The sequence below is a fragment of the Microbulbifer sp. ABE4_465 genome, from assembly GCF_056160765.1.
In genome coordinates this window covers 1-16,227 of record NZ_JBSWXV010000016.1, presented here as the reverse complement: position 1 = coordinate 16,227, position 16,227 = coordinate 1, and the positions used below count along the sequence as shown (strand labels likewise).

13 protein-coding genes and 1 tRNA gene are annotated in these 16,227 nt (G+C 56.7%); all 14 read left to right on the top strand.

The genetic code is table 11. The features are described 5' to 3' along the window. Positions 1 to 91: EF-Tu C-terminal domain-related protein (locus tag ACXAG1_RS16900; RefSeq protein ID WP_076604501.1), on the top strand; the 91-nt coding region annotated here is incomplete at its 5' end. Positions 92 to 210: 119 nt separating this feature from the next. After that, positions 211 to 286, top strand: a tRNA-Trp gene (locus tag ACXAG1_RS16895). 117 nt (positions 287 to 403) lie between these two features. Further along, on the top strand, positions 404 to 772 hold the full coding sequence (gene secE / locus ACXAG1_RS16890) for a preprotein translocase subunit SecE (RefSeq protein ID WP_475090675.1): 369 nt from the start codon (positions 404 to 406) through the stop codon (positions 770 to 772). A gap of 10 nt (positions 773 to 782) precedes the next feature. Next, the gene (gene nusG / locus ACXAG1_RS16885; RefSeq protein WP_066967245.1) at positions 783 to 1,316 is read left to right on the top strand and encodes a transcription termination/antitermination protein NusG; all 534 of its coding nucleotides are present in this window, start codon (positions 783 to 785) and stop codon (positions 1,314 to 1,316) included. A 179-nt stretch (positions 1,317 to 1,495) separates the two neighbouring features. Then, positions 1,496 to 1,927 carry a 50S ribosomal protein L11 gene (rplK, locus tag ACXAG1_RS16880; protein WP_043320779.1) on the top strand — a complete coding sequence of 144 codons (432 nt, stop codon included), beginning with the start codon at positions 1,496 to 1,498 and terminating at the stop codon, positions 1,925 to 1,927. Continuing rightward, complete coding sequence (gene rplA, locus ACXAG1_RS16875) at positions 1,928 to 2,626, top strand: 50S ribosomal protein L1 (protein ID WP_475090672.1); 699 nt, start codon at positions 1,928 to 1,930, stop codon at positions 2,624 to 2,626. A 313-nt stretch (positions 2,627 to 2,939) separates the two neighbouring features. Then, entirely contained in the window at positions 2,940 to 3,434 is a 495-nt protein-coding gene (gene rplJ / locus ACXAG1_RS16870; RefSeq protein ID WP_475090671.1) for a 50S ribosomal protein L10, read from the top strand. A gap of 86 nt (positions 3,435 to 3,520) precedes the next feature. Then, a complete protein-coding gene (rplL, locus tag ACXAG1_RS16865) occupies positions 3,521 to 3,892 on the top strand; it encodes a 50S ribosomal protein L7/L12 (protein ID WP_475090669.1) in 372 nt (123 codons plus the stop codon). A gap of 308 nt (positions 3,893 to 4,200) precedes the next feature. Beyond that, positions 4,201 to 8,274 (top strand): DNA-directed RNA polymerase subunit beta, encoded by a 4,074-nt coding sequence (gene rpoB / locus ACXAG1_RS16860; protein WP_475090668.1) that lies wholly within the window; start codon positions 4,201 to 4,203, stop codon positions 8,272 to 8,274. A gap of 123 nt (positions 8,275 to 8,397) precedes the next feature. After that, on the top strand, positions 8,398 to 12,627 hold the full coding sequence (gene rpoC, locus ACXAG1_RS16855) for a DNA-directed RNA polymerase subunit beta' (protein WP_475090667.1): 4,230 nt from the start codon (positions 8,398 to 8,400) through the stop codon (positions 12,625 to 12,627). 273 nt (positions 12,628 to 12,900) lie between these two features. Continuing rightward, complete coding sequence (gene rpsL, locus ACXAG1_RS16850; protein ID WP_077406714.1) at positions 12,901 to 13,275, top strand: 30S ribosomal protein S12; 375 nt, start codon at positions 12,901 to 12,903, stop codon at positions 13,273 to 13,275. A gap of 128 nt (positions 13,276 to 13,403) precedes the next feature. Continuing rightward, positions 13,404 to 13,874 (top strand): 30S ribosomal protein S7, encoded by a 471-nt coding sequence (gene rpsG / locus ACXAG1_RS16845; protein WP_010130334.1) that lies wholly within the window; start codon positions 13,404 to 13,406, stop codon positions 13,872 to 13,874. Positions 13,875 to 13,986: 112 nt separating this feature from the next. Then, positions 13,987 to 16,095 carry an elongation factor G gene (fusA, locus tag ACXAG1_RS16840; protein ID WP_475090665.1) on the top strand — a complete coding sequence of 703 codons (2,109 nt, stop codon included), beginning with the start codon at positions 13,987 to 13,989 and terminating at the stop codon, positions 16,093 to 16,095. Positions 16,096 to 16,137: 42 nt separating this feature from the next. Continuing rightward, on the top strand, positions 16,138 to 16,227 hold a 90-nt coding region (locus tag ACXAG1_RS16835), incomplete at its 3' end, for a GTP-binding protein (protein WP_475120330.1).

Genomic DNA, 16,227 nt, shown 5'->3' with positions numbered 1-16,227 from the left:
CCCGATCGCCATGGAAGAAGGCCTGCGCTTCGCGATCCGTGAAGGTGGCCGTACCGTTGGTGCTGGTGTTGTAGCCAAGATCATCGAGTAAGCGATGTATTGTGTGGCCGTCAAATGAATTGGCGGTCGCGCTTGCAAATGTGGGGTTGGATGGTATGATCCGCCCCTCATTTTTTCCGGGGTGGCGCTGTCTGCTTCCGGAAGTGTTCCAGGCCAGTAGTTCAATTGGTAGAGCACCGGTCTCCAAAACCGGCTGTTGGGGGTTCGAGTCCCTCCTGGCCTGCCAACTTTCAGATGCCCGCAAGGGGCCTGCAGTTGGGCTATCCTGTACTGCTGTCGCTCTTTGTGGTCGTTGGCAATAAAGGCGCCTTGCGGTATTGGGGCGCGCTAAAGGCTTCTTTGTATGAACGCTAAAGTAGAGGCGAAAACCTTTCGTCTTGACGGCCTCAAGTGGCTGCTGGTGGCGCTGTTGGTAGGCGCTGCGGTTGCCGGCAATTCCTACTACGCCGAAATTCCCCTGCTGTATCGTGTGCTGGCAATTGTTGTGCTTTGTCTGGCGGCAGTATTTGTTGCGGTGCAGACCGAGAAGGGTAGTGCCTTCTGGAATCTGCTTCGGGAAGCACAGAATGAGGTGCGCCGCGTAGTATGGCCGACCCGCCAGGAAGCGACCCAGACCACTCTGATTGTGGTGGTGTTTGTGCTGCTGATGGCAGTCATTCTGTGGGCATTGGATTCCGGTCTCGGCTGGATTGCTTCCAAGATCATTGGCTAAAGGTTAATCCATGGCAAAGCATTGGTATGTGGTTCAGGCCTACTCCGGCTATGAAAAGCGTGTAAAAAACACGCTCAAGGAGCGCATTGAGCTGCACGAGATGGATCACCTCTTCGGTGAGGTTCTGGTTCCCACCGAGGAAGTGGTGGAAATGCGTGCCGGCCAGAAGCGCAAAAGTGAGCGCAAGTTTTTCCCCGGTTACGTGCTGGTGGAAATGGAGCTGAACGACGACACCTGGCACCTGGTCAAAGAGACCCCGCGTGTGCTGGGCTTTATCGGTGGCAAGGCGGATAAGCCGGCCCCGATTACCGACCGCGAAGCGCAGGCGATCCTGAATCGCATCGACGACTCTGTCGACAAGCCCAAGCCCAAGACGCTGTTCGAGCCGGGCGAAATGGTGCGCGTTATCGATGGTCCGTTTAATGACTTCAACGGTGTGGTTGAAGAGGTCAACTACGAGAAGAGTCGCCTGCGGGTGGCGGTGTTGATCTTCGGACGCTCCACACCGGTAGAGCTGGAATTCGGCCAGGTAGAAAAGAGCTGAGTTCGAGCTGAAAGGATTCGGCCCTCTTTCGCTATGTGCGGAAGGGGGCTTTCGCGTCCCTGAAATCCCGGTATGCCTGTTTCGGCTGTCTGGTTCAGGGCAAACAGGGGAGCTGAGCGTTGCACGTTTGTATAAGTGTACAGCGCAGGCGCTAGTACCCAGTTAAAGAGGAAGCTGTAATGGCTAAGAAAATCGAAGCTTACATCAAGCTGCAAGTAAAGGCCGGTCAGGCCAACCCGAGCCCCCCCGTCGGCCCTGCACTGGGTCAGCACGGTGTGAACATCATGGAGTTCTGTAAAGCGTTCAACGCACAGACTCAAGGTCTGGAGCCGGGCCTGCCGGTGCCGGTTGTGATCTCTGTATACAGCGATCGCTCCTTCACCTTCATCATGAAGTCTCCGCCCGCCGCAGTACTGCTGCGCAAGGCTGCCAAGATCAAGAGCGGTTCCGGCCGTCCGAACACCGACAAAGTTGGTAAAGTGACCCGCGCTCAGATCGAAGAAATCGTGGAAATGAAAAAAGCTGACCTGACTGCTTCCGATATGGACGCAGCGGTGCGCACCATCGCGGGTTCTGCGCGCAGTGCCGGTATCGAAGTGGAGGGTCTGTAAGTGGCTAAATTGACCAAGCGTCAGCGCGCAATGGCTGAAAAACTGGAAGCTGGCAAGGCTTACGGTATTGAAGAAGCAGTCGCGCTGCTGAAAGAGTTCTCCAACGTTAAATTCGCCGAAACCGTTGATGCTGCCATCAATCTGGGTATCGATCCGCGTAAATCCGACCAGGCTGTTCGCGGTGCGACCACCCTGCCGCACGGTACCGGTAAAGAAGTACGCGTTGCCGTATTCACCCAGGGTGCCAATGCCGACGCCGCTAAAGAAGCTGGCGCCGACATCGTAGGCATGGACGAGCTGGCTGCAGAAGTGAAAGCTGGCAAGATGGATTTCGACGTGGTTGTGGCTTCCCCGGACGCCATGCGCGTTGTGGGTCAGCTGGGCCAGATCCTCGGCCCGCGCGGCCTGATGCCGAACCCGAAAACCGGCACCGTAACTCCAGACGTTGCGACTGCGGTTAAGAATGCCAAAGCTGGTCAGGTGCGTTTCCGCGCTGACAAAGGCGGCATCATCCACGGCGGTATCGGTAAAGTGAGTTTTGACGCCCAGTCTCTGAAAGAGAACCTGGAAGCGCTGGTTGCTGACCTGAAAAAGGCCAAGCCGGCTTCCGCGAAAGGCGTGTACCTGAAAAAGATCACCCTGAGCACCACCATGGGCCCGGGTCTGACTCTGGATCAGGCATCTCTGGACGTTAAGTAATTCCTGCGGGATTCACTGCGTTCAGTAAAAAGAACTTTGGGGTCCGCTGATTGCTTTGGCATGAGCGCGGGCCGTCAAAGACCGTAGGTGCGGCGGGTGTTTGAGGTTTAAATGCCCCCGCTTAATCCACTCTCTGGCCAGGTTTGGCCGCTAGGTGTTAATAACCGAAGAGAGTGAGCCTACGCAGACGGTGTGCCCAAACCAGTATTTTTACTGGATTTGAGCTTGAGCGAAGTTAACCGCTTCGCTCGTACACCGGGAACGGATCGGGTTCATGATGTCCCGATCTTTTTTCAAATCCAGGAGTGACACTATGGCTATTGGACTCGTAGACAAGAAAGCGATTGTCGCGGAAGTCCAGCAGGCTGCTGAGGGTGCTCTGTCTGCGGTTGTTGCGGATTCCCGTGGCGTAACCGTGAATGACATGACTGCCCTGCGTAAAGAGGCTCGCGAGAACGGCGTTTGGTTGAAAGTCGTCCGCAATACTCTGGCGCGTCGCGCTCTGGCCGGTACCGAATTCGAATGTCTCATTGAGAACTTCGTCGGTCCCAGCATTATTGCTTTCTCCAACGAACACCCGGGTGCCGGCGCGCGCATCCTTAAGGCGTTCGCGAAAGATAATGAAAAGCTGGAACTGAAAGGTGCCGCCTTCGAAGGCGTAGCGACTGACATCGCACTGTTGGCAAGCCTGCCGACTTACGATGAAGCAATCGCTAAGCTGATGAGCTGCATGAAAGAAGCGTCTGCTGGCAAACTGGTTCGCACTATTGCGGCCGTTCGCGACCAGAAAGAGCAGGAAGCTGCGTAATTATTTCGCTAAAGCGAAATCGCAGTTCTCCACTTTTAAAGAAATTACGAGCAGTTTCCTGCTCACACGAAATCAGGTACTAACTCATGTCTCTGACTAAAGAAGATATCATCAATGCGATCGCCGAAATGTCCGTTAAGGACGTTGTTGAGCTGATCGAAGCTATGGAAGAGAAATTCGGCGTAACCGCAGCTGCTGCTGTTGTTGCTGGTGGCGCTGCTGGCGGCGAAGCTGCTGCAGAAGAGAAAGACTCTTTCGACGTAGTTCTGGCAAGCGCTGGCGACAAGAAAGTAAACGTGATCAAGGCTGTTCGCGGCATCACCGGTCTGGGCCTGAAAGAAGCCAAGGCACTGGTAGACGGTGCTCCGAGCCCGATCAAAGAAGGCGCTACCAAGGACGAAGCCGAGGAAGCGAAGAAGCAGCTGGAAGAAGCCGGCGCTACTGTAGAACTGAAGTAATTCGGTTTTACACATTACCGCCAGTCGCTGCTTAAGTTAGCAACTGGCGGAAAGGCTGGTGGACTTTTGTCCGCCGGCCTTTTTGCCGTTTGCGGCATGGGGCTTTTTTGCGCCACAGGCGAAGGAAGTTTCAGACTGCGAGCGGCAAACAAACCGAGAAGTTTGCGCTCAGGGTGGTACGTTTTTTGGTCACTTCCATAAGCGTAGCGCAATGTGCAGAGACTTCTCGCCCGGATGGACTGCGTATCGTCAGAAATCTGACCGCAGTTCTGATGAAGTCTTGTCACCGATCAAGCTGGGGAATATGAATGGCTTACTCATACACTGAGAAAAAACGTATCCGCAAGGATTTTGGCAAACTGCCTAAGGTCATGGACGTGCCTTTCCTGCTTGCGATACAGCTGGACTCGTATCGCAAATTTACTCAGGCCGACACGCGCCCGGATGAGCGCCTGGATATCGGCCTGCAGGCTGCGTTCAAGTCTGTATTTCCGATTGTCAGCTACTCTGGCAACGCTGCTCTGGAGTATGTGAGCTACACACTCGGCAAACCTGCCTTTGATGTCAAGGAATGTACCCTGCGCGGCGTGACCTACGCCTGTCCGCTGCGTGTACGTGTTCGCCTGATTATTTACGATAAAGAATCCGCGAATAAGTCCATCAAGGACATCAAGGAACAAGAAGTGTACATGGGCGAAATCCCGCTCATGACTGAAAACGGTACCTTCGTTATTAACGGTACCGAGCGCGTAATCGTGTCCCAGCTGCACCGCTCCCCGGGTGTATTCTTCGATCACGACAAAGGCAAGACCCACTCCTCCGGTAAACTGTTGTACGCCGCGCGAGTAATTCCTTACCGTGGTTCCTGGCTGGATTTCGAATTCGATCCGAAAGACCTGGTCTACGTACGTATCGACCGTCGTCGTAAGCTGCCGGCCACCATTCTGCTGCGCGCCCTGGGGTACAGCTCCCAGGAAATGCTGGAAATGTTCTTCGAAACCAGCAAGTTCACCCTGGAAGACGAAACCGTCAGCCTCGACCTTATCCCGTCCCGCCTGCGCGGTGACGTTGCCTCCTTTGATATCAAGGACGGCAAGGGCAAGGTGATCGTAGAGGAAGGCCGCCGTGTTACCCCGCGCCATATTCGCCAGCTGGAAAAAGCCGGTGTGGAGAAGCTGGAAGCGCCGATCTCTTACTTGTACGGCCGCGTACTTGCACACGATGTGATCGATGACTCCACCGGTGAAGTGGTTGTAGAGGCGAACGCGGAGATCACCGAAGAAGTGATCACTAAGCTGCGCGTCCTCAACGTCAAGAATATCGAGACGCTGTACACCAATGACCTGGACTGTGGTCCGTTCATCTCCGATACCCTGCGTGCCGATCCTTCCCGCACCGAGCTGGAAGCGCTGGTAGAAATCTACCGCATGATGCGCCCGGGCGAGCCGCCTACCAAAGAGTCTGCGGAGTCTCTGTTCGAAAACCTGTTCTTCTCCGACGAGCGCTATGACCTGTCTGCGGTTGGCCGCATGAAGTTCAATCGCCGCCTGAACCGCGAAGACGAGACTGGCCAGGGTACCCTGAGCAAAGACGACATCGTCGATGTTCTGAAAACCCTGATCGAGATCCGCAACGGCCGCGGCATGGTGGACGATATCGATCACCTGGGTAACCGTCGTGTGCGCTCCGTGGGCGAGATGGCCGAGAACCAGTTCCGCGTGGGTCTGGTACGTGTAGAGCGCGCGGTAAAAGAGCGTCTGTCCATGGCGGAGTCCGAAGGACTGATGCCGCAGGACCTGATCAATGCCAAGCCGGTGGCCGCTGCGGTGAAGGAATTCTTCGGTTCCTCCCAGCTGTCCCAGTTTATGGACCAGAACAACCCGCTGTCGGAAGTTACCCACAAGCGCCGTGTATCCGCGCTTGGTCCGGGTGGTCTGACCCGCGAGCGTGCGGGCTTCGAGGTGCGCGACGTGCACCCGACCCACTACGGCCGCGTATGTCCGATTGAGACGCCGGAAGGACCGAACATTGGTCTGATCAACTCCCTGGCGACCTATGCCCGTGCCAACCACTACGGCTTCCTGGAAAGCCCGTACCGCAAGGTTGTCGACGGTCAGGTAACTGACCAGATCGAATACCTGTCTGCAATTAACGAAGCCAACTACGTGGTTGCACAGGCTTCTGCAGCGGTAGATGAAAACGGTCGCTTTACCGATGACCTGGTGAGCGTGCGTCACCAGTACGAATTTACCCTGAAGACCCCGGACGAAATCCAGTACATGGATGTGTCCGCCCGTCAGGTAGTGTCCGTTGCTGCGGCAATGATTCCGTTCCTGGAACACGATGACGCCAACCGCGCATTGATGGGATCGAACATGCAGCGTCAGGCGGTTCCGACCCTGCGCGCTGAAAAGCCGCTGGTAGGTACCGGCATGGAGCGCACTGTAGCGCGCGACTCCGGTGTCTGTATCGTGGCGAAGCGCGGCGGTGTGATCGAGCGTGTTGACGCCAGCCGTGTGGTTGTACGCGTACGCGACGAAGAAGTGGAAGCCGGTGATGCGGGTGTGGATCTGTACGGTCTCACCAAGTACACCCGTTCCAACCAGAACACCTGCATCAACCAGCGCCCGATCGTGAAGACCGGCGACGTGGTTGCCCGCGGTGACATCCTGGCCGACGGCCCGTCCGTTGACCTGGGTGAGCTGGCTCTGGGGCAGAACATGCGCATCGCGTTCATGCCGTGGAACGGCTACAACTTCGAGGACTCCATCCTCGTATCCGAGCGCGTGGTTCAGGAAGACCGCTTCACCACCATCCACATTCAGGAACTGACCTGTATTGCCCGTGATACCAAACTGGGTAGCGAAGAAATCACCGCGGATATCCCCAACGTGGGCGAATCTGCGCTGAACAAACTGGACGAGTCCGGCATCGTGTACATCGGTGCCGAAGTGGGCGCTGGCGACATCCTGGTTGGTAAGGTGACTCCGAAAGGCGAAGCCCAGCTGACTCCGGAAGAAAAACTGCTGCGTGCGATCTTCGGTGAGAAGGCGTCTGACGTTAAAGACACTTCCCTGCGTGCGCCTTCCGGCACCCGCGGTACCGTGATCGACGTACAGGTCTTCACCCGCGACGGTCTGCAGAAAGACCAGCGCTCTCTCGCCATCGAGAAAGCCCAGCTGGACGAAGTGCGCAAGGACCTGAACGAAGAGTACCGCATCGTTGAAGGTGCAACCTTCGAGCGTCTGGCGGCTGCACTGGACGGACAATCCGTTGCCGGCGGTAAGGGCGTCAAGAAAGGCGACGTACTGAACGCTGAAATCCTCGCCGGCCTGCCGCGTGAAGACTGGTTCAAGCTGCGCATGAGCGAAGACAGCCTGAACGAGCAGCTGGAAAAAGCCGAAGCCCAGCTCAAAGAGCGCCGCAAGCTGCTCGACGAGCAGTTTGAAGACAAGAAGAAAAAACTGGAATCCGGCGACGACCTGGCGCCGGGCGTGCTGAAAATCGTCAAGGTTTACCTGGCGATCAAGCGTCGCATCCAGCCCGGTGACAAGATGGCCGGTCGCCACGGTAACAAAGGTGTGATCTCCGTGATCAAACCTGTGGAAGACATGCCGTACGACGAAAACGGCGAGCCGGTAGACGTGGTTCTGAACCCGCTGGGTGTACCGTCTCGTATGAACGTCGGTCAGGTTCTGGAAATGCACCTGGGTATGGCGGCGAAAGGTCTGGGTGTGAAGATCGATCGCATGGTCAAGGAGAAACAGGAAGCAGCGAAGATTCGCGGATTCCTGGAAGAGGTCTACAACTCCACCGGCGGTCGTTTCGAAGATCTGAACGAGCTGTCTGATGAAGAAGTTCTGGCCATGTCCGAAAACCTGCGTCGCGGTGTACCCATGGCGACTCCGGTATTCGACGGTGCCGCTGAGCCTGAAATCAAGAAGCTGCTGCGTCTGGCGGACATCCCGGATTCCGGCCAGATCACGCTGTACGACGGCCGTACCGGTGACTCTTTCGAGCGTCCGGTAACCGTGGGCTACATGTACATGCTGAAGCTGAACCACCTGGTAGACGACAAGATGCACGCGCGTTCTACTGGTTCCTACAGCCTGGTTACCCAGCAGCCGCTGGGTGGTAAGGCGCAGTTCGGTGGTCAGCGCTTCGGTGAGATGGAGGTGTGGGCACTGGAAGCTTACGGTGCCGCTTACACCCTGCAGGAAATGCTCACGGTCAAATCCGATGACGTGGAAGGTCGTACCAAGATGTACAAAAACATCGTGGATGGCGACCACCGCATGGAGCCGGGCATGCCCGAATCCTTCAACGTACTGGTCAAGGAAATCCGCTCGCTGGGTATGAACTTCGAGCTGGAAAACGAGTAACACTGGTATTAATCGGATTTAGTAGACAGAGGCCGGTGGCGGCGATCGGGAATCACCACCACCGGCACTTCCGGCCCCAGAGGCAGTTGGCCGGAATGACTACCCCCTAGTGGAGGAAAGGCCTTGAAAGATTTGTTAAACCTGGTGAAAGCCCAGGATCAGCTCGAAGAATTTGACGCTATCCGTATCGGTCTGGCTTCGCCGGACATGATTCGCTCCTGGTCCTACGGCGAAGTGAAAAAGCCGGAGACCATCAACTACCGTACCTTCAAGCCGGAGCGCGAAGGCCTGTTCTGTGCCAAGATTTTTGGCCCGGTAAAGGACTACGAGTGCCTGTGCGGTAAGTACAAGCGCATGAAGCACCGCGGCATCATCTGTGAAAAGTGCGGCGTTGAAGTCACCAAGGCGAAAGTGCGCCGTGAGCGCATGGGCCACATCGAACTGGCGAGCCCGGTTGCGCACATCTGGTTCCTGAAATCCCTGCCGTCCCGTATCGGCCTGCTGCTGGATATGACCCTGCGTGATATCGAGCGCGTGCTGTACTTCGAATCCTACGTGGTGACCGACCCGGGTATGACTACCCTGGAGCGCGGCCAGCTGCTGAACGACGAGCAGTACTTCGAGGCGATGGAAGAGTTCGCCGATGAGTTCGAAGCGAAAATGGGTGCAGAAGCCATCCAGGAGCTGATGAATGACATCGAGCTGCCGTCCGAGATCCAGCGTCTGCGCGAAGAGATCCCGGCGACCAACTCCGAAACCAAGATCAAGAAGCTGTCCAAGCGCCTGAAGCTGCTGGAAGCCTTCTACAAGTCCGGCAACAAGCCGGAGTGGATGATCATGCAGGCACTGCCGGTACTGCCGCCGGATCTGCGCCCGCTGGTACCCCTAGACGGTGGCCGCTTCGCGACCTCCGACCTGAACGACCTGTACCGTCGCGTGATCAACCGTAACAACCGTCTGAAGCGCCTGCTCGAGCTGAACGCGCCGGACATCATCGTGCGCAACGAAAAGCGCATGCTGCAGGAGTCTGTGGACGCACTGCTGGATAACGGCCGTCGCGGTCGCGCCATCACCGGTTCCAACAAGCGCCCGCTGAAATCCCTGGCCGACATGATCAAGGGTAAGCAGGGTCGTTTCCGTCAGAACCTGCTGGGTAAGCGTGTGGACTACTCCGGTCGTTCCGTGATCGTGGTTGGTCCGACCCTGCGTCTGCACCAGTGTGGTCTGCCGAAGAAAATGGCCCTCGAGCTGTTCAAGCCGTTCATTTTCGGCAAGCTGGAAGCCCGCGGCCTGGCCACCACCATCAAGGCGGCCAAGAAAATGGTCGAGCGCGAAGAGGCGGTGGTATGGGACATCCTCGACGAAGTGATTCGCGAGCACCCGGTACTGCTGAACCGTGCACCGACCCTGCACCGTCTGGGTATCCAGGCGTTCGAACCGGTACTGATTGAAGGTAAAGCGATCCAGCTGCACCCGCTGGTGTGTGCGGCGTACAACGCCGACTTCGACGGTGACCAGATGGCGGTACACGTACCGCTGACCATCGAAGCGCAGCTGGAATCCCGCGCGCTGATGATGTCCACCAACAACATCCTGTCGCCCGCCAACGGTGAGCCGATTATCGTACCGTCTCAGGACGTGGTACTGGGTCTGTACTGGATGACCCGTGAGCGTGTGAACGATAAAGGCGAAGGCATGTTCTTCTCCGATATCAAGGAAGTGAGTCGCGCCTTCTACGCCAAGCAGGTTGGCCTGCAGGCGAAGATCAAGGTGCGTATCGACGAGACTTCCATCGGTGAAGACGGCGAGAAGCAGGTTACCCGCACTGTGTACGACACAACCGTTGGTCGCGCACTGCTGTGGAACATCGTGCCGGAAGGGCTGCCCTTCGAACACGTGAACCAGCCGATGAAGAAGAAGGCGATCTCCCGCGTTCTGAACGAGTGCTACCGCAACGTGGGCCTGAAGGCGACCGTCATCTTTGCTGACCAGCTGATGTACACCGGTTTCGATTTCTCCACCAAGTCCGGTTCCTCCATCGGTGTGAACGACTTCGAGATCCCGGCGGCCAAGGCCGACCTGATCGCTTCTGCGGAAGAGGAAGTGAAAGAGATCGAAACCCAGTTCGCGTCCGGTCTGGTAACCGCGGGCGAGAAATATAACAAGGTCATCGACGTTTGGTCCCGTACCAACGACAAGGTGACCCAGGCGATGATGGCCGGTATCAAGAAAGAGCCGGTGATCGATCGCGAAGGTAATGAGACCGAGCAGGATTCCTTCAACTCCGTATACATGTACGCCGACTCTGGCGCACGGGGTAGTGAGGCGCAGATTCGTCAGCTGGCCGGTATGCGTGGTCTGATGGCGCGTCCGGACGGTTCCATTATCGAGAACGCCATTACCGCGAACTTCCGCGAAGGTCTGAGCGTACTGCAGTACTTCATCTCGACCCACGGTGCGCGTAAAGGTCTGGCGGATACCGCACTGAAAACCGCGAACTCCGGTTACCTGACCCGTCGCCTGGTAGACGTAGCCCAGGACGTGGTAATCACCGAGATCGATTGTGGTACCGACGATGGTCTGACCATGGCACCGGTGATCGAAGGCGGTGACGTCATCGAATCCCTGGGTGACCGTATCCTCGGTCGTGTGGTTGCGCGTGACGTGATCAAGCCTGGCAGTGAAGAAATCGCGGTTCCGGCTGGCACCATGATCGACGAAGCCTGGGTCGAGCGTATCGAAGGTATGGGGATCGACGAAGTAATCGTGCGCTCCGCGATTACCTGTGAGACCGCACACGGCATCTGTGCCCAGTGTTACGGCCGTGATCTGGCCCGTGGTCACCGCGCCAACCCAGGTGAGTCCGTGGGTGTTGTGGCGGCCCAGTCCATCGGTGAGCCGGGCACCCAGCTGACCATGCGTACCTTCCACATCGGTGGTGCGGCGAGCCGTGCCTCTGCGGCGGACAGTATTCAGGTCAAGCAGCCAGGCACCGTGCGTCTGCACAATCTGAAGACTGTGAAAACCGAAGGTGGCAACCTGGTGGCGGTTTCCCGTTCCGGTGAGCTGGCCGTGGCAGATCCCGCTGGTCGCGAGCGCGAGCGTTACAAGCTGCCGTACGGTGCTGTAATCACCGTTGACGAAGGCTCCAGCATTGATGGTGGCCAGATCGTGGCCAAATGGGATCCGCACACCCACCCGATCATCACCGAGGTTGCCGGTTGGGTGAAACTGTCCGGTATGGAAGATGGCCTGTCCATTCGCAAGCAGACCGACGAAATCACCGGTTTGTCTTCAATCGAAGTGATTGACCCGGCAGAGCGTCCGGCAGCGGGTAAAGACCTGCGTCCGGCGGTGACGCTGGTTGATGAAAATGGTGAAGAGCTGACCCTGGCCAACTCCAACGCGCCGGCGCACTACGCGCTGCCGCCGCGGGCGATTTTGAGCCTGAAGGACAGCGACAAGGTAAACGTGGGCGATATCGTTGCACGTATCCCGCAGGAATCTGGCGGTACCAAGGACATCACCGGTGGTCTGCCGCGAGTTGCCGACCTGTTCGAAGCCCGTAAGCCGAAAGAGCCGTCCATCCTGGCGGAGATCTCCGGTACTGTTTCCTTCGGTAAAGAGACCAAAGGCAAGGTACGTCTGCAGATCACCCCGAAAGACGGCAAGCCGCTGGCCAACGGCAAGGATCACTACGAAGTACTGATTCCGAAGCACCGTCAGCTGACCGTGTTCGAAGGTGAAACCGTAGAGAAGGGCGAGGTTATCTCCGATGGCCCGTCCAACCCGCACGACATTCTGCGCTTGAAGGGCGTGGAAGAGCTGGCGCGCTACATCACTAACGAGATCCAGGAGGTTTACCGCCTCCAGGGTGTAGGCATCAACGATAAGCACATCGAGACCATCGTGCGTCAGATGCTGCGTAAAGTTGAAATCCTCGAGATGGGCGACTCCGAGTTCATCAAGGGCGACCAGGTGGAATACCAGCGCGTGGTGGAAGAGAACGAGCGTCTGCGTGCCGAAGGCAAGCAGCCGGCTCAGTTCGAGCGTCTGCTGCTGGGTATCACCAAAGCGTCCCTGGCCACCGAGTCCTTCCTGTCTGCGGCCTCCTTCCAGGAGACCACCCGCGTACTGACCGAAGCGGCAGTTACCGGCAAGGAAGACAGTCTGCGCGGCCTGAAAGAAAACGTGGTAGTTGGGCGTCTGATCCCGGCCGGTACCGGTCTTGCCTACCACACCGAGCGCAAGCGCCGCCGCACCCAGCAGTTGACCACCGGCTTTGCCGAAGGTCCTTCTGCAGAAGAGGTGGAAGCCGCGCTGACCGAAGCCCTGAAATCTTCCGGGGAATAAGGTCTACAGAACGGAGTAGTCTGACCGGTTGGTTCGCTGTTTCAGCAGCTGACCGGTCTGTTCCGGATCGCAGTCGCCTGCCGATGTGAGTGTTTACTTCGGCAGGTGGTTGACTCGGGGTGGCCACGTTTATAGAATGCGGCCCCCGCTAATGGGGTGCGATTGTTTGTTGAACGTGAAGGGCGACCTTCGGTTCGGCGGCATATCGCGCACTGACGATAGGCCCTCACTGCTGTTCATGGTGGGGGCGTTTTATTTTTGGAGTGATTTTTAATGGCAACGATCAACCAGTTGGTTCGTAAGCCGAGAAAACGCAAAGTTGAAAAAAGCGACGTGCCTGCACTGCAAGCTTGCCCGCAGCGCCGTGGAGTTTGTACTCGTGTGTATACCACTACACCGAAGAAGCCGAACTCCGCACTGCGTAAAGTTTGTCGTGTGCGCCTGACCAACGGTTTCGAAGTAACTTCGTACATCGGCGGTGAAGGCCACAACCTGCAGGAGCACAGCGTGGTACTGATTCGCGGCGGTCGTGTAAAAGACTTGCCGGGTGTGCGCTATCACACTGTACGCGGTGCACTTGACTGTGCCGGCGTAAACGATCGCAAGCAGGGCCGTTCCAAGTACGGTGCCAAGCGTCCTAAGGCTTAATTGCCCTAGACAACATTGCGTTTCGGTTTAACGAATAACCGGAGTAAGGCTGAGCTCGCCGAGTTGTATTTACTATTTGTTAGTTAGTGCGGCGGCATCTCAGAGTAACCCTGAAGAGAGGCAATCCCATGCCAAGAAGACGAGTAGTCGCCAAGCGCGAAGTGCTGCCCGATCCCAAGTTTGGGAACGTGACCCTGGCCAAGTTCATGAACCATGTCATGATCTCTGGTAAGAAGTCCGTGGCAGAGAGCATCGTTTACGGTGCACTGGATCTGGTTTCAGAAAAGCTGAACAAAGATCCGATTGAAATTTTTGAAGAGTCCCTGGAAAACATCGCCCCGATGGTGGAAGTAAAGTCCCGTCGTGTTGGTGGTGCTACCTATCAGGTACCGGTAGAAGTGCGTCCGGCACGTCGTACCGCGCTGGCAATGCGCTGGCTGGTAGATTTCTCCCGTAAGCGCGGTGAGAAGTCTATGGCCCAGCGTCTGGCCAATGAAATGATCGATGCTTCCCAGAACAAGGGCGGCGCGGTCAAGAAGCGTGAAGACGTGCACCGTATGGCGGAAGCCAACAAAGCGTTCTCCCACTATCGTTTCTAAGATAGTGACGCTTCTAAGTCTGATGATTATTTCCATCGGAAATTAAAACCGAAAGGCAGCAAGGAAGGTAAAACTCCGCGCTGCCTTTTGCCGTTATATCGAGGATACAACTGTGGCACGTAAAACGCCTATCGAACGCTATCGCAATATCGGTATCTGCGCCCACGTAGACGCCGGTAAAACCACGACTACCGAGCGCGTACTGTTCTACACCGGTCTGTCCCACAAAATTGGTGAGGTGCACGAAGGCGCAGCCACCATGGACTGGATGGAGCAGGAACAAGAGCGCGGTATCACCATTACCTCCGCCGCAACCACCTGTTTCTGGGCTGGCATGCAGCAGCAGTTTCCGCAGCACCGCGTAAACATCATCGACACTCCCGGACACGTTGACTTCACCATTGAAGTAGAGCGTTCCCTGCGTGTTCTCGACGGTGCCGTAGTTGTACTGTGTGGTTCCTCCGGCGTTCAGCCGCAGACCGAAACTGTATGGCGCCAGGCCAACAAGTACGAAGTACCGCGCATGGTATTCGTCAACAAAATGGACCGCGCCGGTGCAGACTTCCGCAAGGTTGTAGGCCAGCTGAAAACCCGTCTGAACGCCACTGCAGTACCGCTGCAGATGACCATTGGCTCCGAAGATGAGTTCAAGGGCGTTGTCGACCTGGTAAAAATGAAAGCCATCCTGTGGAACGAAGAAGACATGGGTATGACTTTCGACTACGCCGACATCCCGGCTGACATGCAGGACGAGTGCGAAGAGATGCGCGAATTCCTGGTCGAAGCGGCTGCGGAAGCGACCGACGAACTGATGGAAAAGTACCTGGAAGAAGGTGAGCTGTCCGAAGAAGAAATCAAGGCAGCTATCCGTCAGCGTACCCTGGCCAATGAAATCGTACCGGTTCTGGGCGGCTCTGCGTTCAAGAACAAGGGCGTGCAGGCCATGCTGGACGCGGTAATCGAATACCTGCCGGCGCCGAACCAGGTGAAAGCGATCGAAGGTACTCTGCTGGACAAGGCCGAGACCGTTGAGACCCGTGAAGCGAACGACGACGCGCCTTTCGCTGCTCTGGCTTTCAAAATTGCGACCGACCCCTTCGTTGGTACCCTGACTTTCTTCCGTGTGTACTCCGGTAAGCTGGAAAGCGGCACCGCGGTATACAACTCCGTGAAGGAGAAGAAAGAGCGTGTCGGCCGTATGGTGCAGATGCACTCCAACGACCGTAAAGAAATCAAAGAAGTACTGGCAGGTGACATCGCCGCGGCTATCGGCCTGAAAGATGTGACCACTGGTGACACCCTGTGTGCCGAAGACGCCAAGATCGTTCTCGAGCGAATGGAGTTCCCGGAGCCGGTAATCTCTGTAGCGGTTGAGCCGAAGTCCAAGCCGGACCAGGAAAAAATGGGTATCGCTCTGGGCAAGCTGGCTCAGGAAGACCCGTCTTTCCGCGTGAAGACCGACGAAGAGACTGGCCAGACCATCATCTCCGGTATGGGTGAGCTGCACCTGGATATCATCGTTGACCGTATGCGTCGCGAATTCAACGTGGAAGCCAACATCGGTAAGCCGCAGGTGGCCTATCGTGAAACTATCCGCAACACCTCTGAGATCGAAGGCAAGTTCGTTCGTCAGTCCGGTGGTCGCGGTCAGTACGGTCACGTTTGGGTGAAATTCGAGCCGGCAGAAGACGAGTCCCAGGAAGGTCTGGAATTCGAAAACGCCATCGTGGGTGGTGTGGTACCGAAGGAATACATCCCGGCGGTACAGAAAGGTATCGAAGAGCAGATGCAGAACGGTGTTCTGGCTGGCTACCCGCTGCTGGGCCTGAAGGCTACCCTGTACGACGGCTCCTTCCACGATGTGGACTCCAACGAAATGGCGTTCAAAATCGCCGGTTCCATGGCAACCAAGAAGCTGGCACAAGTCGGCGGTGCGGTACTGCTCGAGCCGATGATGAAAGTGGAAGTGGTTACTCCGGAAGAGAACATGGGTGACGTTGTTGGCGACCTGAACCGTCGTCGCGGCCTGATCCAGGGCATGGAAGACAGCACCTCCGGTAAAGTTGTAAACGCGGAAGTGCCGCTGGCCGAAATGTTCGGTTACGCCACTGACCTGCGTTCTGCGACCCAGGGCCGTGCGACCTACACCATGGAATTCCTGAAGTACGCGGAAGCGCCGAAAAACGTCGCTGACGAAATTATTGCCAAGAACAAAGCTTAAGCTTTAGTCCCTTTAAAACTTTTAAGTTAGAGGATCCTGAAAATGGGAAAAGAAAAGTTTGAACGTTCCAAGCCCCACGTAAACGTGGGCACCATCGGTCACGTTGACCACGGTAAAACCACCCTGACCGCT